The organism is Paenibacillus polymyxa (assembly GCF_015710975.1).
Lineage (GTDB): Bacteria > Bacillota > Bacilli > Paenibacillales > Paenibacillaceae > Paenibacillus > Paenibacillus polymyxa.
Map to the genome: position 1 here is coordinate 3,132,428 of NZ_CP049783.1, position 19,454 is coordinate 3,151,881.

The following is a 19,454-nucleotide window of genomic DNA, read 5'->3' on the forward strand; positions in this document are numbered from 1 at the left end:
TCCTTCATTTTGAAAATTCGCTTTCTCTGTATTTATCGGTAGGAATGGTTATTTTGTTTCATCCAATTGGAATTGTGTCAGTAAATCTTGAAGCTGCTCTGCCAGACGGGTCAAATCTGCGGCAGACGAACCGATCTCTTCCATGGAGGCGAGCTGTTCCTCTGCGGCTGCGGACACGGTCTCTGTATGAGATGCTGCTTCTTCAGCGATGCGTGTAATTTCCTCCATGCTGCTAACGACTGCATTCGTTCCATTGGCAACTCCCGCGGTAGAAGCGGCCACGTTATCGAGCTGCTTCGCTGATTTGGCTACTGCTCTACGGATGCGCGAGAAGGAGCGACCGGATAGATCAATGGAATTGATACCTTCCGTTACGCGTTCCTTGGCAGATTCCATAGCGACCAGGGCTTCAGATACACCGCTCTGTATCCCTTGAATCTGTTCACGAATTTGCTGTGCGGAATAAGCTGAGTTTTCAGCCAGCTTGCGGACCTCTGTTGCTACGACAGCAAAACCTTTGCCATGCTCCCCAGCTCGCGCTGCTTCAATAGAAGCGTTCAGTGCGAGCAGATTAGTCTGGCTAGCAATTTCCGTAATGACGGTGACAATCGTCCCGATTCGTCCGGAACGGTCACTCAAAGCGCTGACAATCGTATCGAGCTCTTCCACGGTAGTGCGAATTCCATCGATGGAGATGACACTATTGCCGATATGCTCACTGCCTGCATCCGACGCCTGAATAGCTTGTGCGGAATAAGTGGTCATTTCTGCCATGGTGTCGGTCATAGCTGTAATGTCAGCAGACATGCCGCTAACTCGTTTCTGATTATCTTTAGCACTGTCTACCTGACGTTCGCTGCCGGCAGCCACATCTTGAATGGCTATGGTCACATGCTCGATGGCACGGGTCGTTTGTTCTGCACCTGCGGCAAGCTCTTGCGAGGATGCTGACAAATTACCTGTCATTGCTTGAATTTCTCTAATCATGTTACGTAGGTTATCCACCATTTGTTGGAAATATCTTGATAACTCGCCAATTTCATCTGTGCTGTTCGTAGCCACGTTAATCGATAGATTACCTTGGCTGATAGCATCCATAGAATTACGCAATCTATGGATGGGTTTAAGGATACTGTTGATCAGCCACATTGCGAGCACACCAATGATGATGGCTGCAATAACCAACACTACGATTGTCGTGAGAAGAATAGGTTGGGCGGAGGCACGGGTTTCTGATTTGTCCATCGTTCCGGCAATTTTCCAGCCTGTCAACTCATTGGTTTTGAAAATCAGATGTTTAGCTACACCAGCGGCATTGTAATCGAAGCTACCCTCCTTGGAGTCAAACAATTGAGGCGTTTTTTCTCCCATTTCGGTACTCCCGCTGACTTCTGTCGGGTGAGTAACGATACGTTTGGTACTATCAAATATCACAATATAGCCATTTTGTCCGATTCTTAGCTTTGTGATTTCTTTTAAATTATTCAAATTCAGAGAAAGACCGAGAACACCGCTGTTGTCGGGAAGTGTACGTGAAATATACACAACGGGGACCTTGGCCGTATTGAGCCCGACAGGGCTGATTACGGTTTGACCGGGTTTCTCCATGGCCTGTTTATACCACGGACGCTCCCGTGGATCGTTTGTGGAGCCTACGGCTTTGCCGATAATGAGTTTACCTTCGGGAGTGCCTACAAACATATCAACAACTTCCGCATGCATTTTCAAATACACTTGTAATCTTTTTAGAATGGCATCATCTGCTTCAGCACTGTTATCACTAGCTGTCAATGTTGTGGAGTAATATTCGAGATCGGCGAGTTTGGCTTGAATCGTTTGAGTAACTGCGCGATCAGATGCAGTAACGCTAGATGTCGCACTGTCCTGTAATTGGCGATCTGTCTGGTTATATGCTGCCTGATAAGAGAAAGAGCCCACAATGATACTAGGAACAAGCATGACCAGCAGGAATGCCGCTGTCAATTTCTTGCGTAGTGTTAATGTTTTCAGTCGTTTCAGTTGTTTCATCAAACCCCTGCTTTCTATCTATATATTCATTCTAAAGCTTATACCATATGTATTTACTATCGGTTTTTTCGAGCTGAATTGATAGATTTATTACTAATTTGTCCAATACGCCAAAGAATTGCTTGCATAGCATGGAGTATCATGCAACTTGGAGGGATAAGGTATGGGTTTTTTTCTGGATATGAGAAGCTCCACCAGTTCATCAAAAACAGGGGAGGGTCCCGATATTCAATTGGGTCCAGTACCAGAGCGATTCGGTATGATTACGCTGCGAACCTTTCTTGTGCCGAGTCCGATTGTGACTTTTAGTGGTTCGATTGGCTTGATCGGTGAGCTTGGTGATACGTATACGGTGGAAATCGTACGTGGAGCCGACTATGATCCGAACGAGGTAGTCTACCGCGCCGAGGGGGTATTAGGCGTGACAGGATCTAATGAAACGCAAGCTTTTAATGCACAGGATCTGTCCGCTCCCTGGGCCATACAAACGGTATATTCTTCTTATATTTCCGGTGTTTCGACTACTGTCCGCAATGGTCCGGAAGTATTCACGGGTATCGCTTCAACTCCGTTTTTGTAAAATATATCAGACAAGTATTCTCCGGTTCAGAGCTCGCTGCCTGTTCATGGTTTTCCTATGATTAGGCAGCTGCGCTTTAAGCCTAGCAGCCACAGCCTGGGGTAGACATTTGCCGCAGGCTTGTGGCTGTCTGTACTCCTTACAACACCGAGAACATAAATGATATGGTTGTTGTGATTACTTCATGGTGTGTACAACAGAGTTGATTTGCTTTTACGGGCTGCTAATTCTTTAAAATTTCTTGCAAATACTGAGTCAACTCGTCTGCCGCTTTGGTATGGGCGAGGAGTCCGGGATGGCTGCGAGATCCTATCGTTTCTTCTGTCGTGTTGGGCAGTTGGAATACGGACACACTGCGATCCCTCGTTTTTTTCTTGTACGCATCGACCGCCCGATAGATCGCTGACATCATCGGAGTACCAAGCATCCCATAGGCCCATACAATATGGGCAGTAGGATTGCAATTCCGAAGCTTGACAAGAAAGCGTTCGGTAGCGTTTTCAAAAGCTTGTACGTCTTCTTCATTAAATGTGCCATCCTCATTCAAACGTTGCTTATACACTTTCCCACTTACTGGGTCTGTCCATGCTGGAGAATAAAAGGCTCCACCGTCATTAGTCCCTAAGTTCACTACGACCACGTCCGGTTGCCAAGAGGTAAAATCATGATCGGCAAATGCTCCTAATGCTTCATTTCTCTCTCCGATGAGCACACCGCATATTTGCTCATAATATGCCGGTATGTTCCCATGTGGATTGTTATCCCAGCTTGTTAGCACACCCCATCCGCTTTGTGAGAATACTCGGTAATCCGCATTCAGTGCCTCGGCTGTTATGGCTGTATAATTGCGTAGAGCCGTGAACAGCATAGGAACCCAGTCGGTCTCCTCCTTCGCTCCAATCGTTCCTTCTCCCGAAGTAATGCTGTCCCCGACAAACTCTACTTTGAGGGGCTTATTAGGGACCGGCAGCAATTCTCCGTCAACCTTTAGGGCATGAATTTGCAACAAGCAGCGCGGGTCCGAGCTCATAGGCTGGGCATCCTTGACGAGACGGACATTTTTGACCGTGTCAGAGTTCAATCCTCTCAAAAGACAGATCCAATGCCGACCAGCGGTCACCATCAGACGACTCATCGGGACACCATTGATGACAATACTGATCCAGGGCTCATACACCTGATAATCGGCTTCTATTTCAATCCATAGCTCTGAGCCTTTCATATTTAATTCAATGCCGCTGCCTGTCCAAAATAGAGTAAGAGGTGTAAGTGTTGGCGTAGTTCGGCCATGAACCTTTACATGCTTTGCTTTTGCAAGTGGAAATGTCTTCAATCTCTTGTTATGCGACATATTCAACATCCTCCTCATAATCTCGAATGAATGCTAGTTTCTGTAATATTGTAAAAGAAGTGACAGGTAATCTCAAATCTATTTTTAAGTAAGTTTAGAACAGCAATGGATAGCAAAAAGCACCAGCAGGTTTCATTTTGCTGATGCTTTTTTTGATATACGGAGCCCCAATAACGAAGTTGATTCTTTTCAGACTATTACCTTTATTCTTTAATTCGCTTTGCCGAACATGACAATGTTAACCGCTTTGCCGAAGTCTATACCTACTTTGCCAGTTAATTCTGCTGTTTTTTGCGCCAACACCACTGCATTGACACCACAAGAGAATAGCGCAATATCAAAGTCATCTTTGTGGGTTGCGATCCATTCGAGTGTTTCTGGCATCTGTTCATATTGATGGAATGCGAGCGTGTGCGCGATATGCAGCCCATATGGCTCGGCTTCAAGAACAGGCTTTACTTCAGCAGCTGTCCGGGTGACCAGCAGAATGCGTCGATTTTTCAGCAAGTTCCAGAATGCGGGTGTCTCTGCCAAATATCGATTCAGGCAGGCATGGCAAGTCAGCGCAGGGGAAAGAGCATAGTGAGCAAAGACCTGATCGGTCAGCTCCCGCTTCATATAGGATGGTGCCTTAATAGACTCGTCATCATATGGCAAAATGCCTGCGACGCTGGCTTTGTTCACTGCCTCTGCCACTGCGTCTCGTAGTTCCGTATTGGGCAGAAATAGTCCCTTTTGGCCGAGATTGGCTTTGACCGCCCAGCGTTCCTGTAACACCTTTTCCATCGGCCAGACGGTGTCTTGAGCCAATACCAAATTTTCGCCATCTCCAATACGTATGAGTGAGAAGGGATGGTGCTGATCGAGTGCCAGCTTCAAACGTTTCAATACCTCGTCAATCTCCAGATACTTTGGATCCGTCATATCCTGTTTCCTCCCTGTCAGTCCTGCTTGTTCAACTTTTCAAATAGAGCAAAAAACTTCGTATTCTATCATATGTCGAAAGTTAAAAGGTTTTTGTATGAACGGCTATTCTTTTTCGATTCTACCTATTTTTGCGAGAGTTGTTGCATCTGTACGTGCCGTTTCAGGAGCGTCTTCATAACTTGAGAGAAGACGGATGAAAGGGAGGAAGATCAATGAAGCGCAAGATTGTGATTGAAATTAATTTTAATAACTATGGGATGAATCCCAACCGCCTGACACGTGAGTGGATCAGCGAGCGACTGGATATATTCAGAACCTTTACGCTGCGTAGTCTGCTCAATCAGACAAATACGGATTTTTTATCTGTCGTCAAGCTGGCGGGTGGATGCAGCGACATTGTGGAAGAGGAACTGGCCCAACGGGAGCCCATTCCTGAGCACATCCGTTTTGGTACGAGCATCGAAAGTAAACGTCGTATCAATGCGTACATCGAAGGAGCGGACGAACTGCTTATTGCTCGAATAGATTCCGACGATTTGTATCACCAATCCTTTGTACAACAGTTGCATGATTACAAGTTTCAACCGGATACGGTTGCGCTGGTAAATCAAATGGGTTACTTGTGGGATGCGGTTGAGGGGCAGATGGCACCTGTGTTTCACCACTCGCCTTCCTTTTATGTGTTCCGCTATCAAGTAGAGGAATTTCTGAATGATTACCGTGTCGTTATTCCTGGGAAAGGCACACACGGATATGTAACGGAGCTGCCGCATGAGGTGATTCCGCTTCGCAACTATGTGAATGTCATTCATGCCGCCAATACATCGGTGAAAAAGGTGCCGGCAAAGGATCGACTCTCAGAAAATGAAATGAACGCGGTGCTGGCTGAATTTTTGGGCACAGGCATTGCCAATTCGTAACCGTCAGGAGGAGATTATATTGTTCAAAGGAAAAAAACTGCTGGTGACCGGAGGAACGGGATCTTGGGGGCAACGCCTGACGGCTGAATTGCTGAAGGAGGAGCCGACAGAAATTCGTATTTTCTCACGCGGTGAATTTGCACAGATTGCCATGGAGCGGCAATTTCAGTCTGATCCCCGGCTAAATTTCATGATTGGAGATATTCGGGACCTTCAGGCATTACGGGAGGCTTGTCGCGGGGTAGATTATGTGTTCCATTTGGCAGCATTAAAACATGTCCCTGTGTGTGAGAAACAGCCGGAAGAGGCTTTCAAGACGAACGTACATGGTACGGAAAATGTGATTCGGGCCAGCATAGAGCAGGGAGTCGCCAAGGTCATTGATGTCTCTACAGACAAGGCGGTAGACCCGGTGAATGTATATGGGATGACGAAGGCGATTGGCGAAAGATTGATGATCCGCGCCAACGCCTTAAGTGAACGTACTCGCTTTGTGTGTATTCGCGGCGGCAACGTGCTCGGAACGAGTGGAAGTGTCGTGCCTCTGTTCAAGCGCCAGATCGCGGAAGGACAGGATTTAACGCTGACGAGCCCAGATATGACACGTTTCTTCCTCACGCTCGGAGAGGCGATTGGCTTACTGCTGAAGGCTTCTGTTACGGCGATTGGTGGAGAGATACTAGTCATGAAAATGAAGGGTTGCAATATTGCGGATTTGGCAGAAGTGATGAAAGAACAGGCGGGGCAGCCTAAGTTAAAAGTGAAGGAAATTGGTATACGTGGTGGGGAAAAGCTACATGAGGTGCTGATTTCGCCCTATGAGGTGCCGCACACGTATCGCTATGATGATCGTTATTTTGTTATTCTTCCCCAGCAAGCAGACAAGCGTTTGTTGAGTCAATATGGTGGATTGGAGCGGGTGAACTTCGAACAATATCGCTCGGACGATGAGTTAATGGATCGCGCTGGAATTGCTGAGTTACTGCAAGGTATGGAGTAACGATGAAAGAGGTGGGTATTTTGCAGCTTATGGAAAGAATCACAAAAGGAACGGTAAAGGTGGCAGTGATCGGCCTCGGTTATGTAGGGCTGCCCATGGCAGTGGAAATGGCAAAGGCCGGTTATGATGTATATGGCGTGGATTCCGACCCCGTCAAAGTAGCCAAGCTACTTCAAGGAAAGTCGTACATCATAGACATTGGCGATGATGCATTGAAAGGTCTGATCGGGCAGCAATTGCATCCAGTTACGGATATCAAGGTGCTGGAGCATGCGGATATCGTCGTGATTTGTGTGCCTACGCCGCTAACGGACGGACATCAACCAGATACGTCCTATATTGAGACAGCCATTGATCAGGCCATACCTCATTTGCGTAGACAAACGCTGTTGATTTTGGAAAGTACCACCTATCCGGGAACGACCGAAGAACTGATTCGGCCAGTAATAGAGCAGCGCAGGGGATGGACAGTGGGTCAGGATTTTTATGTGTGCTTTTCACCGGAACGTGTCGACCCGGGCAGCGTCCATTTTAACATTCGCAACACCCCTAAGGTGATCGGCGGTTGCACACCGGATTGTCTGGCAGCAGGAGCAGGTTTTTACGGGTCTTTTTTGGATCAGATTGTTCCGGTTAGCTCGACAACTGTGGCTGAAGCCGCCAAGCTGTTTGAGAATACGTTTCGCAGTGTCAACATTGGAATGGTCAATGAGCTGACAGCAGCTTGTGAGAAAATTGGCATCAATATATGGGAGGTACTGGATGCAGCGGCAACCAAGCCGTTCGGCTACATGCCTTTCTATCCAGGACCAGGCATTGGGGGACACTGTATCCCGGTTGATCCGCTATATTTGTCGTGGAAATCGGAGCAGCATGGTTTTCCGCTGGAATTCGTAGATCTGGCAGACCGCATGAATCGGCGTATGCCGCTGTATATCGCGGAGCGAATCGAATCCATGCTCGCTCAGGAAGGGAAAGCCATAAACAAGGCCAATATTATTCTGGCAGGTGTGGCCTACAAAAAGGACATTGATGATGTTCGCGAATCCCCGGCGCTTGTCTTGTTCGAGCATCTAACTAAAATGGGCGCTTCGGTTAGCTTCACCGACCCGTATGTATCGAGTTTTAAGCTGAACGGTGAAGAAATTCCATCTCGGACGGCAAATGCCCAGCTGTGGGAAAGTGCAGATATCGTAGTCATCACGACAGACCATTCTGTGGTGAACTATCAACAGTTGGTTGACCATGCTCCGCTGGTCTTCGACACACGTAATGCGACTGCACACTGCACAGGTGGACATGTCGTGATCTTGGGGCAACCCGGTGACGGAGGGGGCGCCGCTGTTGGCTAACCGTGATCAGGTAAACGAACGTTATTACGGGCAGATCAATTCGGAGGAATCCCATGAAGCCACCCGCAATCGAATTCATTGGATTTGCCGCCATGTACAGGGACGTACCGTGCTAGATGTTGGATGCAGTCAGGGCATCACGTCCATTTTGCTCGCGCGGGAAGGCTTTGAGGTAACGGCCATTGATTTGGAAGAGGGCAGCATTTCGTATGCAAAAAAAGAGCTTCGACAGGAATCTGCACCCGTCAGGAGACGAGTCCACTTTCAGTTAAAGGACATTTCACAATTTGAACGTCCTCCCGGCGGATTTGACACTATTATTTTAGGAGAGATTTTGGAACATTTTGCGCATCCCGACACTCTGCTGGCTCATGCTTACCGCCTGTTGAATAAAAAGGGGACGCTCGTCCTGTCTGTACCTTATGGATATCATCCGTTTCACGATCACAAACGGACTTACTATGCCGGAAGTCTCTCCCGTGTGCTGTACCCTTACTTTATAGAACAAACGCTGGAGGTACACCATAAATATTTGTGCTTTGCAGGTCGCAAGAAGCCGAAAGAGCTGCGTGAGGCCAAGCCAGGGACAGAGCAACTGAATGAATGGATGAAGCTGGATGAGGAGCAGTTTCGACGGGTAGAGCAGCAGCATGTTCGCAAAATGAATCAGCGAAAGGCTGCACTCGACAAGGCGGTACAGCGAATCCGGTATATGGAGCAACAACTATTTCCATTGGAGAGGGTTATGCGTCCCGAACAGATAGACAAGACGCAGACTGAAAGGAGAGGTGCATATACTGATGGCAAGTCTACCGGAAAAACAACGGAAGAATCAGCCAACGGTAAAGGGGATGACGTGAAGTCATGACTGAGCATCTAATGACCATCAGCTTGTGTATGATTGTAAAAAATGAGGAGCAGACACTGGCCCGGTGTCTGGATTCGGTCGCAGACCTGATGGATGAAATTATCATCGTGGACACGGGATCGACGGATCAGACAAAGACGATAGCAGCGCGCTATACGGATCGGATATATACGTTTGAATGGATGGATGATTTTGCCGCCGCTCGTAATGAATCGTTTGACAAGGCAACGTGTTCCTATATCATGTGGCTGGATGCGGATGATGTGCTATTGGAACCCGATCGTGAACGTCTGCGTTCCTTAAAGCAGCGATTGTCTAAGCATATCGACGCGGTGGTGATGCCACTTCACTTGGCAGAGGGTGAGCAGGGTGAACTGTTGTTCACCTCACGCCGTATACGCCTTGTGAAGCGGGATCAACAATACCGCTGGGAAGGGCGCCTGCATGAGGATCTGGTGATACCTCAGGGGCAAATCGTGCATGCGGATGTGGCAGTGACACATCGCCGAATGCAAGACCATACGCTCCGTAACCAGCGTATTCTCGCCCGGTGGATCAGCGAAAGCGGCAAGCTGGAAGGGCGTCTGCTGTATTTTCACGCCAATGAATGCTTTGACCGTAAGGAATATGCCGAGGCCGCAGAGGGCTTCGACCATCTGCTGGAGGAGCCGAGCGGCTACCAGGAGGATCGCATTACTGCTTGTGCGCGAGCGGCTGAATGCTATCTCCATCTCGGGAAGCCCGAACAACAGCTGGATCGTTTGTTACGCTCTTTTCGATACGGGGTACCGCAAGCAGACCTGTGCTGCATGATCGGGGACTGGTTTTTCACAAGAAATGAATGGAGTACTGCCGCATACTGGTATGAAAGAGCATTGGAGCAACAGCATCACCTTCCTGGTATGAGACCTGTCCCACTGCCATGCTACTCTTGGTTACCTCATGTACGACTCAGTCATTGCTACGCCCATGTAGGTAAGCTGGAAGCTTCATATGAGCACAACCAAGTCGCTTTACGTTATTTGCCAGATGACCCGCATTTGCTGGATAACGAACGCAAGCTCAGAGAGGCTATGCCCAAACTTTCACCCACAGCCCGGCCGTCAAAATAGCTCAAGCTGTTCCGGTCCTTGATCCGCTTCAGGTGGCTTGCGAGGTGGAAAAGGTCTAGGCTCCATGCCCAGCATGGTCATGAGTTGCTTGGCATTGGCAGCGGCGTCTCCACCTGAGTTGTTGTTGAATATAACGCATACCTCACGGCTTTGCTGCTCCAGTTCCAGCAATCTGTCTTTCCATTCGGTCAATTCTTGTTCATTGTACCGATACAGATAACGAACCTCCCGCCAATTAGGTGCCGAGCTTTGATTCCAGCCTGATATGTTCCGTCCGTGGAGACGTACGATGGTCAGGTTGCTGTCTGTAGCCAGCGGTACAATGGGAACTGACCCGGGGCCTGCCTGCGGCTCGTCGCATACGCTATGTATCCAGCCTTCTTCACGCATAAATGCTAGCGTTTGCTTCCGAAATTCTGGTGTGAACCAGCTTTGATGTCTGAATTCAAGTACGGATGGGACCTCTCCCATCCTATTTTTCGTGTCTCGCAATATGGCGACATTCTCACGTGTACAGTCGAACCAGGGTGGGTACTGAAACAGCACAGCTTTGAGCTTGCCCGCTTCGCGAAGAGGCAGTATGGATGCATGCAACGCTTCATACATCGCATCAATGGTTTTGAAGTAAGGCTGTTTGCCGCGGGTATGGCCGGTCATGCCTTGATAGGCCTTGACGAGAAATGAAAAGGAGTCTGGAGTTTCCGTCGGCCAGCGTGCCATACGATCCGTAGGCTGTACCGCATAAAAAGAACTATCCATCTCTATTACGGGAAAATGGCTTCCATAGACACTTAGTTTTTGGTTAGCTTTAGTGCCCGTTGGATACAAGTCATCGTGATCGCCCCAACCCGTCAGTCCAATTTGAATCATACTTTGCCGCTCCTTTCCTGCATGAAACCTCTCTAAAGGCATTCCCATGATTCATTTTAATGATAAAATGGGATAAATCACATGAAGTGGGTATGAAGTTCCTATGATTATTTAAGCTCAAATACGGTTATTGTAACATGCTCTCATGTCAGGAAGCTTGGTGCTTTTGCAAAATGCTTATTCGTAATGTTTTTGAGTTTCCAGTTTGAAAAAGCTAATATAGTATGTAATAGAGCGAAATGAGTTCATGGAGGAGAAACGATATGGCAGAATGGTACGAGCAAAGCTTTGGGGAAGATTATTTATTGGTATACAAGCATCGCGACTTTCAGGGAGCCTATCAGGAAGTGCAAAAAATGATCTCCTGGCTCAAATTACCGCAAGGTTCCAGCGTATTGGATTTATGCTGCGGGATGGGACGTCATTCGCTTGCGCTCGCCGATGCAGGGTATAAGGTGACGGGTGTGGACCTGTCCAATGTATTGCTGAGAGAGGCGCATGCGGCGGATTCCGAAGGGCGGGTAAGCTGGCATCAAGGGGATATGAGAGCGGTGCCGCTGGATGAAAGCTTTGATGCGGTGGTCAATTTGTTTACCTCCTTTGGTTATTTTGAGAAGGATGAGGAGCAGCTTAAGGTATTAAAGGAAATTTATCGGCTGTTGAAACCGGGAGGTCGTTTTATTATAGATTATTTGAACCCTTCCTACGTAGCTGCACATTTGGTACCGCATTCGTCCCGGGAGGATGAGGGAAATTGGATTGAGGAGCATCGGGTCATTGAAGATGGATTTGTGAAAAAGCAAATTGCCATCCGGTCAGCCGCATCTGTGACGACCACAGAAGCAGCCTCTGAGCTGGATGCCACTCGTGCTGACGCACAACCTGCGCGTGTGTACTATGAGCGAGTAAAGCTATATCCGTATGAAAAGTTCCGTGGATTGCTAGAACAAGCCGGGCTATCCGTAGAGCAGGTGCACGGAAGTTATGATGAAGATCAATATATAGAAGATGCTTCGCCCCGAATGATTTTTGTCGGTGTGCGGGCTTGAAACAGAAGGCCGGAGGGGAAGCCATGAAATTGCCAGAGCTTACGCCGTGTGAGCGAATAGATGGAGGCATTCAGGTCAAAATATCCATGTCCTTTCCGCTGCGCTGGGTGAATAGCTATGTGCTCAAGGGACAGCACGGTTTTACAATTGTAGACCCAGGTCCGCGCAATCTGGATACAGAGGCGGAATGGGCATATGTGTTCCAACAGCTGGGAATGTCCTTTGAGGATATTTCAGACATTGTGGTGACTCATCATCACCCCGATCATTATGGACTGGCGGGGTGGATGCAGCAGCAAGGTCAGGCTCGCGTACATATGTCAGCTCGCAGCCATCAGGAAGCGATGATGATGTGGGACGCTCCAGAATTGACGACCGCTATGGAGAAGAGGCTGCCTAGCTTTTTTGTCCAGCATGGCTTTCCTTTGGAACAGGTATCAGCCTTGGAATTACATATGCAGCAGGCTTATTTGCAAGTGAATCCGCAGCCTGAGATTACCTTCATTCCTACCGGAATAGACGCTCGTCTGGAATTAGGCGGACGCAGCTGGATGCCCGTAGAGACTGGAGGGCATGCGCCTGGACACGTGTCCTTATATGAGCCGAATAGCGAAGTTATTCTGTGCGGTGACGCAGTGCTGCCGCAGATTTCCCCTAATATCAGCCTGCTGCCGGGCAGTGACGCCCAGCCGCTGAAGTCTTATATAGATGGCTTGCAGTGCCTAGGTGAGCTAGAGGTGGCATGGACATATCCCGGGCATCGCAATCCGTTTGGGTATTTTCGCGAACGGACGCAAGCATTGCTGGCGCATCATGAAGAACGGCTGGACAAATTCTTGCAGCTCGTTCAACCGGAAGGCAGCACAGCTTATGAGCTGTGCATTGCCGTGTTCGGCGACAAGCTGGGGATTCACCAGCTAAGGTTTGCCATGTCTGAGACACTGGCCCACCTGGTGGAGCTGGTGCGCCGTGAACGAGCCTCTATGAGCGAGACGAGTCCCATCACTCGCTTTTATCCTCTTTGCTATCAATAATGGCGTGGAGTTAACGAGCGAGTATAGTGATATGACAATGCAACATGACAGAACAACATGAACGGCATGTATGCCGGGGAAGAGGCTTTTATGAATTTGCTGCTGCTGGGAGCTACCGGACGTGTGGGCCGTTTTATATTAGAATATGCGTTAGCGGATGGTCATACCGTAACCGTCCTAGTTCGTTCACCGGACAAGTTGGAGGATTTCGCATCCCAATACGGGACACAGCTGCAAATTGTACAAGGTAATGCCACCAACGCGGAGGACGTAGCACAAGCGCTGAAAGGCGGGCCAACAGTTGTGATCAGTGCGCTGAATACAGATGGAACCACCACCTTATCCGTTAGTGCAGGTCTGCTGATCCGGCTGATGCAGGAGCAGTCCATTCACCGACTCATAACGGTAGGAACGGCAGGGATTTTGCAAAGCCGGACCGAACCGAGTCTGTATCGGTACGAGTCCTCCGATACCCGGCGACGCAGCACCCGCGCGGCCGAGGAGCATCGGCGAGTGTACGAATTGCTGCGTGAATCGGCACTAGATTGGACAGTCGTATGTCCAACCTATTTGCCAGATGGCGGACGTACAGGTGTATATCGCGTGGAAAAAGATTTTCTGCCTGAAGACGGCTCACAAATTTCCACTGCGGATACAGCTGATTTTACCTATCGTCAATGGACAAGTTGCGATTTTATCCGCACAAGGGTGGGCATTGCCTATTGATCGTGGAACGCAAAACATAGCTTCATTTTTAACATCCAACCAGAGCGCAGTAAGTGTATCTACTTATGTTGCGCTCTTTTTTATTTGACAAACATTTAGGGATGGAATACTATGATTCTATAAGGAAACAGTGTTTCTGAGATGAATAAAGGAAGTGCATTGAACGATGTCTGAGCCATCGCAACCTTATAAAACCTATTCTGAGGTGAAGCTACAGCAGCAACAATTGCTCCGTAAAAATGTGATTGATGCGGCATGCATCCTTCTTGCAGAAGAAGGGCCTGAGGCAGTGACTGTACGGCGAGTTGCACAGAAATTAAGCTGTTCCACCAAGATCATTTACAGTATTTTTGGCAGTAAGGACGGTCTTGCCAATGAAATGTATCTGGATGGATGCCGGCTATTGGCTGAAACCTTTGAACAAGTACCTGTTACGAAAAACGTACTCGCTGATCTGGAAGCTTTATGCTGGGCATATTGGAAATTTGCGCGGCTTCATTCAGCCTATTACAAAATGATGTTTGGCGGGGCATTATCTGATTTTAAGCCGGATGAACAGAGCTTGGAGGGTACCACAACGGCATTATCGCGAATCTTACAAACCGTCATACATGCTATGGAGCAGGGAGCACTGAAAGAACAGGACCCACTGCTGGTTGTCCGAATGCTGTGGTCAGCTTTACACGGGGTGATACATCTACAATTTGCAGGTCATTTTTTGACTGTGGACATGGCCCAAGAGGTGTATGCATTTACACTGAAGAATACGCTCGATGTATGTAAACCCTCTTCATCTCCAGCGTAAATATGAAGTGTACTGAGGTCGTCATCGTGATGGCTTCAGTTCATTATAGAGTAGTGGTAACAGTGTTTCTCAAATAAAACGACGATACTATGGAGGTCATCATCATGTTTAGGTATGCAAACAAAACAGCACTCATCACAGGGGCTTCATCCGGGATTGGTGAGGCATTTGCCTATTCGCTCGCGGCTAAGCAATGTAATCTCATTTTGGTAGCGCGCAATGAAAAAAAGCTAAAAGCACTGGCGAAAGAACTCTCCGCTAAATATAACGTAAAAGCTACGGTGATTGCGCTCGATCTATCCTCATCGGGAGCTCCCCAAACATTGCATCAGGAGGTTCAAAATCAACAACTCAAGGTAGATCTTCTGATTAACAACGCCGGTTTTGCCACCTACGGGTACTTTGAGCAGGTTTCAGGAGAAAGACAGCATGAGGAAGTGATGCTCAATGTGGCTGCTTTAGTCGATATCACACATGCATTTATGCCTGATTTGTTGCGTAACCGGGATGGGGGACTCATCAATGTTTCATCCACCGCTGCATTTCAGCCTGATCCCTATATGGCCGTATATGGAGCAACCAAAGCATTCGTACTTTCGTTTAGCGAGGCGCTGTGGGCCGAAAATCGAAAACGAGGACTCAAAGTGCTCGCCCTCTGTCCAGGTGCAACCGAAACCTCATTTTTTGATGTGGTAGGCTCCAGTGAAGCCTCTGTAGGTTCCAGAGAAACACCCCAGACTGTCGTCAATAATGCCTTGAGAGCATTTGAAAAAGGGCGCAGTCATATGATATCGGGTCGACAAAACTATTGGGTAGCCCAAGTATCCCGATTTTTCTCTCGTCAATCCACACTTAACATTGTGGAACGTACACTACGACCTCAAAATTGATTGCAATTTAAGAATCAAGATAGCCTATACTTTAATCAGGATTACCGCTCAATAAGCTGAAATTTTATACGCCGGGTCTGATTGCTTCCAGCTCAATTGAACTAGAAGAAATCAGGCCCGGCGTTCCTATTTACATAGATCAAGCGTTCAGATGCTATCCCAGATCTCGCGAATATAATAAAATCCCATCTCGCTTCTCCCAGCCGTTAGCTGACCAGAAGCGTTGACCTCCTATATTATGCTCCATCACAAACAGATGACATTTATCAATGCCTTCCTTGAGTAAAGCGGATAACGCTTTATCTACCAGTCTGGGCGCAATCCCATGACCACGATGTTCTGTGGCTACACCCAGATGATACAGAAATCCTCTGCGACTATCATGGCCTGCTAAAATCGTGCCTATGATGTTTCCAGCGTACTCACAGACAAAGCTAAGGCCTTCATTTCGCTGCAAAAATCGTGCAATCCGCTCCGGTGAGTCGGCCTCACTCAATCCTAACCCGTCTAAGCCATTCCATAGTGCAATAGCTTGATCATAATCGTCAGCCTGCATCGTACGGAATGTATATCCATCAGTTACGCTTGCCATGTCTCTAGTTCTCCTCTTACCCTTGTATATATCTATTGTACGCCAACGCATTGTTTGCAATTAGCGTGTCATTGTTTACCGTGTTGTATTCGGTGCGCTTTCTTCTCCAAGCTCCTGTTCGCGCTCTGCCTGCTTGCGATGGGCGATACGACTGCTGGCCGAGGCTGCGATTGCACCCACAATATCGTCCAGAAACGTATGAATCGGTCCAAGGCTTTTATCGTTCAGGCGTTCCAGCACACCCGGTTTGAGCTTATCGACATAACCGTAATTGGTAAATCCAATACTGCCGTACACATTAACGATGGAGAAGGCTAGAATTTCATCCACTCCGTATAATCCCTCGTCATGCTCAATCATATCCTGCAATGGGGGAAGAAGAGCACCCTGTTCCGCAAGAATATCTAGCTGGATGCCCGTAAGCACGGCATTTTGAACCTCGCGCTTCATCAACACCTTGTCCACATTCTCTAAACATTCTTCCATCGTTAGGTTCGGGTAATATTTTTTCTGTAGAAGCATAACCAGTTCTGCGATTTCAGTCATACTTACACCACGCTTGTGCAGCCACTCACGGGTGGCATCGGCTACCTTTTTACTATTCAGGCTGTAAGGTACTTTTTTCTTGTCCATAAAGTTGAAGTTACCCTCCTCGTGTAGATCCTAATTTTCTACTGCAATTATGACCAGTGTGTCCAGTCTGCTAAAAAAGTAGTTATTTTTTACGCAGGGCTCGTATACATATTAGTACAATCTGTACAAAATTGTTAGGGAGGAACTTCATTTATGAACATAAAACACCCATGGCGTATGACCTCTGTAGCCGGGCTGCTATCCCTGCCCCTGTTGTTGTCCGGATGCAGCCTTTTCGGCAACGAAGCGGCGTCCATTGACCCTCCGCCGTCCACGACAGAGCAGTCCATGATTAAGGCTGTAACCGGAAAAGCACCTGCCACTACCGGGCAGTTGAGGGCTGTTTTTTTGCAAGATCATAACGGCTTGCTGGCCCCTGTATCTTTACCGATTGCTTCAGGCGATGTACAGGCAGATGCCAAGTCGGCGCTGGAAACACTGGTTGAGGGCGGGCCTTATGCCGGATTATTACCAGAAGGATTTAAAGGTGTACTGCCTCAGGGTACAGAAGTGAAAAGTGTGACAGTGGACAAGGATAACAAGCTGGCTGTTGTCGAATTTAACAAATCTTTCGCCAACTATAAGCCACAGGAAGAACGCAAATTAATGGAAAGCTTGACTTGGACCTTGACCGACCGTCCCGATATTAAAAGCGTGCAGATTTGGGTGGATGGTAAAAAGCTGAACGAAATGCCTGTTGGCGGCACACCACTGGACCATCCGCTCACGCGCGCAGTAGGGATTAATTTGGAGGTCGGTCATGGTGTGACCCCTCTGGATTCCAGTCCAGTCACCGTATATTTCTCTTCATCTTCGCCTGCTGGAGTACAATATTATGTACCTGTAACACGACTGGTCAGTCCGGAAAAAGATCGTGTCCAGTCCGCTCTACATCAATTAATTCAAGGTCCACAGACCAAGGATGGATTGCAGGAAGTGATGACAGGGGAGACGGCGCTGAAATCGGTAGAACGCTCCAAAGATAACGTCATTACGGTATCACTCTCGGATGATATGTTTGCCAAAGGGGAGGCCGTACCTGCTGAATTTTTGGAATCGGTCGTACTGACAGCAGCGGACAATTCGGATGATGCGGTCAAAACGAAGATTCGCATTGAACTGAATGGTGAGAAAAGCGTGATTGGACAAAATAATCAAAATTATGGAGAGCCTGTAGCCAAGCCGCAGCACATTAACGAAATTCCTCTTTAAGGACAGGGAATCGTCATTGGGGTGCTTTTGCCTGCACACTTTGGTAAAATAAACATATAAGAACAGGTTGCATACGACGTAGGAGGAAAAAGCATGAGTAGATCTAACGGACGAAACGGTGATGAGCTGCGCCCGATGAAATTGACAGCAGGAGTAAATAAATACGCGGAGGGCTCTGTTTTTATAGAGGTTGGCGAGACGAAAGTCATCTGTACGGCTACAGTGGAAGAGCGCGTTCCTCCCTTTATGAAGGGTCAAGGAAAAGGCTGGGTGACCGCCGAATATTCCATGCTTCCGCGGGCGACACATAGCCGCAATCAGCGTGAAGCTGCGCGCGGCAAGCTGACAGGCCGTACTATGGAAATTCAGCGTCTGATCGGAAGAGCGTTGCGTTCGGTTGTCAATTTGCAGGCGCTTGGTGAACGGACGATTACGTTGGACTGTGACGTCATTCAGGCGGACGGCGGGACGCGTACAACCTCCATTACCGGTTCTTTCGTAGCGTTGGCGATTGCAGTAAATAAAATTGCGATCCAGCACAAGTTGCCTGTTTTCCCTATTACGGATTTTCTGGCTTCCGTCAGCGTAGGGGTTGTTGGTGACAAGGCGCTGCTGGATCTGAATTATGAAGAGGATTCCAAGGCTAAGGTGGACATGAATCTCGTCATGACTGGCAGTGGAAAATACGTCGAGCTGCAAGGTACGGGGGAAGAAAGCCCATTTGACCGTCATGAATTGGATCAGCTGCTTAGCTTGGGTGAACAAGGGATTTTGCAAATGATCGAGCGCCAAAAAGAAGTACTCGGACCGATTGCCGATAAGATCGGTGCTGGACGTACAGGAGCTGGGGCCTAATGCGACTGGATGGTCCGGTTGTCATTGTCGCTACGAAGAATAAAGGGAAGGTGCGGGAATTTGCACATGCTTTTGCGCCGTTTGGCAAGGAAGTCAGAAGTATGTACGATTATCCCGACATTCCTGATGTCGTTGAGGATGGCACAACCTTTGCCGAAAATGCGTTAAAAAAAGCCAAAGCGGTGGGAGATGTGCTCGGATTGCCTGTGCTGGCCGATGATTCCGGTCTGTGCGTGGACTTGCTGGATGGTGCGCCGGGCGTATATTCGGCTCGTTATGCTGGAGAAGGTGCCAGCGATCACGAAAACAATATCAAGCTACTCGACGTTCTGGAATCGAAGCAGCTTGGTGATGATACCGGACAGCCTTTGCTAAGCCCGGCTCAATTTGTCTGTACCTTGATTCTGTATAATCCACAGACTGGGGAGACGTTGGAATCGACGGGCTCCGTGGAGGGCTGGATTACGACTGAAACCGCGGGCAGCGGTGGGTTTGGGTATGATCCGCTGTTCTATTTGCCAGAGTTTGAAAAGACAATGGCGGAGCTGACGTTGGAACAAAAGCAGGCTATCAGTCATCGGGGCATAGCCCTGCGTAATTTGGCAACAAAGCTGGGAAATCCGCAGGCATAGTTTGGTAGCAGGGCGAAT

At 48.2% G+C, this 19,454-nt stretch carries 20 protein-coding genes; 14 read left to right on the forward strand and 6 right to left on the reverse strand.

Annotated features, from left to right (window positions below; all coding sequences use genetic code 11):
• Positions 1-48: 48 nt before the first annotated feature.
• Positions 49-2,028 (reverse strand): methyl-accepting chemotaxis protein, encoded by a 1,980-nt coding sequence (locus G7035_RS14085; RefSeq protein ID WP_019688459.1) that lies wholly within the window; start codon positions 2,026-2,028, stop codon positions 49-51.
• A 163-nt stretch (positions 2,029-2,191) separates the two neighbouring features.
• Here G7035_RS14085 and G7035_RS14090 point away from each other — a divergent pair, with 163 nt between their 5' ends.
• Positions 2,192-2,608 carry a hypothetical protein gene (locus tag G7035_RS14090; RefSeq protein WP_019688458.1) on the forward strand — a complete coding sequence of 139 codons (417 nt, stop codon included), beginning with the start codon at positions 2,192-2,194 and terminating at the stop codon, positions 2,606-2,608.
• A gap of 223 nt (positions 2,609-2,831) precedes the next feature.
• Here G7035_RS14090 and G7035_RS14095 read toward each other — a convergent pair whose 3' ends face one another.
• A complete protein-coding gene (locus G7035_RS14095) occupies positions 2,832-3,959 on the reverse strand; it encodes an SGNH/GDSL hydrolase family protein (RefSeq protein WP_019688457.1) in 1,128 nt (375 codons plus the stop codon).
• A 210-nt stretch (positions 3,960-4,169) separates the two neighbouring features.
• Entirely contained in the window at positions 4,170-4,883 is a 714-nt protein-coding gene (locus tag G7035_RS14100; protein WP_016818518.1) for a GT-D fold domain-containing glycosyltransferase, read from the reverse strand.
• A 215-nt stretch (positions 4,884-5,098) separates the two neighbouring features.
• Between G7035_RS14100 and G7035_RS14105 the strand changes: the two genes are divergently transcribed.
• From G7035_RS14105 to G7035_RS14125, 5 genes are read left to right on the forward strand one after another with little or no spacing between them, the layout of a single operon-like run.
• Positions 5,099-5,806, forward strand: coding sequence for a glycosyltransferase family A protein (locus G7035_RS14105; RefSeq protein ID WP_016818519.1), 708 nt, complete (start codon positions 5,099-5,101; stop codon positions 5,804-5,806).
• Between the two features lie 19 nt (positions 5,807-5,825).
• Positions 5,826-6,806: a polysaccharide biosynthesis protein gene (locus tag G7035_RS14110; protein WP_016818520.1), complete on the forward strand. Its 981-nt coding sequence runs from the start codon at positions 5,826-5,828 to the stop codon at positions 6,804-6,806.
• 2 nt (positions 6,807-6,808) lie between these two features.
• Complete coding sequence (locus G7035_RS14115; RefSeq protein WP_016818521.1) at positions 6,809-8,158, forward strand: nucleotide sugar dehydrogenase; 1,350 nt, start codon at positions 6,809-6,811, stop codon at positions 8,156-8,158.
• Positions 8,151-9,026, forward strand: a complete 876-nt coding sequence (locus G7035_RS14120; RefSeq protein WP_019688456.1) for a class I SAM-dependent methyltransferase — start codon at positions 8,151-8,153, stop codon at positions 9,024-9,026. The genes G7035_RS14115 and G7035_RS14120 overlap by 8 nt, the downstream gene beginning before the upstream one ends.
• Positions 9,023-10,138 carry a tetratricopeptide repeat-containing glycosyltransferase family 2 protein gene (locus G7035_RS14125; protein ID WP_019688455.1) on the forward strand — a complete coding sequence of 372 codons (1,116 nt, stop codon included), beginning with the start codon at positions 9,023-9,025 and terminating at the stop codon, positions 10,136-10,138. The genes G7035_RS14120 and G7035_RS14125 overlap by 4 nt, the downstream gene beginning before the upstream one ends.
• Here the strand turns inward: G7035_RS14125 and G7035_RS14130 are convergent.
• Entirely contained in the window at positions 10,130-11,008 is an 879-nt protein-coding gene (locus G7035_RS14130) for a DUF72 domain-containing protein (RefSeq protein ID WP_019688454.1), read from the reverse strand. The two genes, G7035_RS14125 and G7035_RS14130, sit on opposite strands and share 9 nt — an antisense overlap.
• Before the next feature lie 263 nt (positions 11,009-11,271).
• On the opposite strand from G7035_RS14130, the gene G7035_RS14135 reads away from it, so the two are divergent.
• The 5 genes from G7035_RS14135 to G7035_RS14155 all read left to right on the forward strand — a co-directional run bounded on the left by G7035_RS14135 (position 11,272) and on the right by G7035_RS14155 (position 15,512).
• Positions 11,272-12,057: a class I SAM-dependent methyltransferase gene (locus tag G7035_RS14135; RefSeq protein ID WP_019688453.1), complete on the forward strand. Its 786-nt coding sequence runs from the start codon at positions 11,272-11,274 to the stop codon at positions 12,055-12,057.
• A gap of 23 nt (positions 12,058-12,080) precedes the next feature.
• Positions 12,081-13,091, forward strand: a complete 1,011-nt coding sequence (locus tag G7035_RS14140) for an MBL fold metallo-hydrolase (protein ID WP_019688452.1) — start codon at positions 12,081-12,083, stop codon at positions 13,089-13,091.
• 90 nt (positions 13,092-13,181) lie between these two features.
• Positions 13,182-13,817: an NAD(P)-dependent oxidoreductase gene (locus G7035_RS14145; protein WP_016818527.1), complete on the forward strand. Its 636-nt coding sequence runs from the start codon at positions 13,182-13,184 to the stop codon at positions 13,815-13,817.
• 166 nt (positions 13,818-13,983) lie between these two features.
• Positions 13,984-14,622, forward strand: a complete 639-nt coding sequence (locus G7035_RS14150) for a TetR/AcrR family transcriptional regulator (RefSeq protein WP_016818528.1) — start codon at positions 13,984-13,986, stop codon at positions 14,620-14,622.
• Between the two features lie 104 nt (positions 14,623-14,726).
• Positions 14,727-15,512, forward strand: coding sequence for an SDR family NAD(P)-dependent oxidoreductase (locus G7035_RS14155; RefSeq protein ID WP_016818529.1), 786 nt, complete (start codon positions 14,727-14,729; stop codon positions 15,510-15,512).
• A gap of 154 nt (positions 15,513-15,666) precedes the next feature.
• On the opposite strand, the gene G7035_RS14160 is transcribed toward G7035_RS14155, so the two are convergent.
• Positions 15,667-16,104, reverse strand: a complete 438-nt coding sequence (locus G7035_RS14160) for a GNAT family N-acetyltransferase (RefSeq protein WP_019688451.1) — start codon at positions 16,102-16,104, stop codon at positions 15,667-15,669.
• 75 nt (positions 16,105-16,179) lie between these two features.
• Entirely contained in the window at positions 16,180-16,737 is a 558-nt protein-coding gene (locus tag G7035_RS14165; RefSeq protein WP_019688450.1) for a phosphatidylglycerophosphatase A family protein, read from the reverse strand.
• A 153-nt stretch (positions 16,738-16,890) separates the two neighbouring features.
• On the opposite strand from G7035_RS14165, the gene G7035_RS14170 reads away from it, so the two are divergent.
• From G7035_RS14170 to G7035_RS14180, 3 genes are all read left to right on the forward strand, one after another.
• Positions 16,891-17,949, forward strand: coding sequence for a GerMN domain-containing protein (locus G7035_RS14170; protein ID WP_016818532.1), 1,059 nt, complete (start codon positions 16,891-16,893; stop codon positions 17,947-17,949).
• 93 nt (positions 17,950-18,042) lie between these two features.
• Entirely contained in the window at positions 18,043-18,804 is a 762-nt protein-coding gene (rph, locus tag G7035_RS14175) for a ribonuclease PH (protein ID WP_016818533.1), read from the forward strand.
• Entirely contained in the window at positions 18,804-19,436 is a 633-nt protein-coding gene (locus tag G7035_RS14180) for an XTP/dITP diphosphatase (RefSeq protein WP_013372746.1), read from the forward strand. The genes rph and G7035_RS14180 overlap by 1 nt, the downstream gene beginning before the upstream one ends.
• The last annotated feature ends 18 nt before the right edge of the window (positions 19,437-19,454 follow it).

Bases quoted from the DNA above. Each gene is read 5' to 3' on its own strand.
- G7035_RS14085 (WP_019688459.1), bottom strand. From the start codon at position 2,028: ATGAAACAACTGAAACGACTGAAAACATTAACACTACGCAAGAAATTG.
- G7035_RS14090 (WP_019688458.1), top strand. From the start codon at position 2,192: ATGGGTTTTTTTCTGGATATGAGAAGCTCCACCAGTTCATCAAAAACA.
- G7035_RS14095 (WP_019688457.1), bottom strand. From the start codon at position 3,959: ATGTCGCATAACAAGAGATTGAAGACATTTCCACTTGCAAAAGCAAAG.
- G7035_RS14100 (WP_016818518.1), bottom strand. From the start codon at position 4,883: ATGACGGATCCAAAGTATCTGGAGATTGACGAGGTATTGAAACGTTTG.
- G7035_RS14105 (WP_016818519.1), top strand. From the start codon at position 5,099: ATGAAGCGCAAGATTGTGATTGAAATTAATTTTAATAACTATGGGATG.
- G7035_RS14115 (WP_016818521.1), top strand. From the start codon at position 6,809: ATGAAAGAGGTGGGTATTTTGCAGCTTATGGAAAGAATCACAAAAGGA.
- G7035_RS14125 (WP_019688455.1), top strand. From the start codon at position 9,023: ATGACTGAGCATCTAATGACCATCAGCTTGTGTATGATTGTAAAAAAT.
- G7035_RS14130 (WP_019688454.1), bottom strand. From the start codon at position 11,008: ATGATTCAAATTGGACTGACGGGTTGGGGCGATCACGATGACTTGTAT.
- G7035_RS14135 (WP_019688453.1), top strand. From the start codon at position 11,272: ATGGCAGAATGGTACGAGCAAAGCTTTGGGGAAGATTATTTATTGGTA.
- G7035_RS14140 (WP_019688452.1), top strand. From the start codon at position 12,081: ATGAAATTGCCAGAGCTTACGCCGTGTGAGCGAATAGATGGAGGCATT.
- G7035_RS14145 (WP_016818527.1), top strand. From the start codon at position 13,182: ATGAATTTGCTGCTGCTGGGAGCTACCGGACGTGTGGGCCGTTTTATA.
- G7035_RS14150 (WP_016818528.1), top strand. From the start codon at position 13,984: ATGTCTGAGCCATCGCAACCTTATAAAACCTATTCTGAGGTGAAGCTA.
- G7035_RS14155 (WP_016818529.1), top strand. From the start codon at position 14,727: ATGTTTAGGTATGCAAACAAAACAGCACTCATCACAGGGGCTTCATCC.
- G7035_RS14160 (WP_019688451.1), bottom strand. From the start codon at position 16,104: ATGGCAAGCGTAACTGATGGATATACATTCCGTACGATGCAGGCTGAC.
- G7035_RS14165 (WP_019688450.1), bottom strand. From the start codon at position 16,737: ATGGACAAGAAAAAAGTACCTTACAGCCTGAATAGTAAAAAGGTAGCC.
- G7035_RS14170 (WP_016818532.1), top strand. From the start codon at position 16,891: ATGAACATAAAACACCCATGGCGTATGACCTCTGTAGCCGGGCTGCTA.
- rph (WP_016818533.1), top strand. From the start codon at position 18,043: ATGAGTAGATCTAACGGACGAAACGGTGATGAGCTGCGCCCGATGAAA.
- G7035_RS14180 (WP_013372746.1), top strand. From the start codon at position 18,804: ATGCGACTGGATGGTCCGGTTGTCATTGTCGCTACGAAGAATAAAGGG.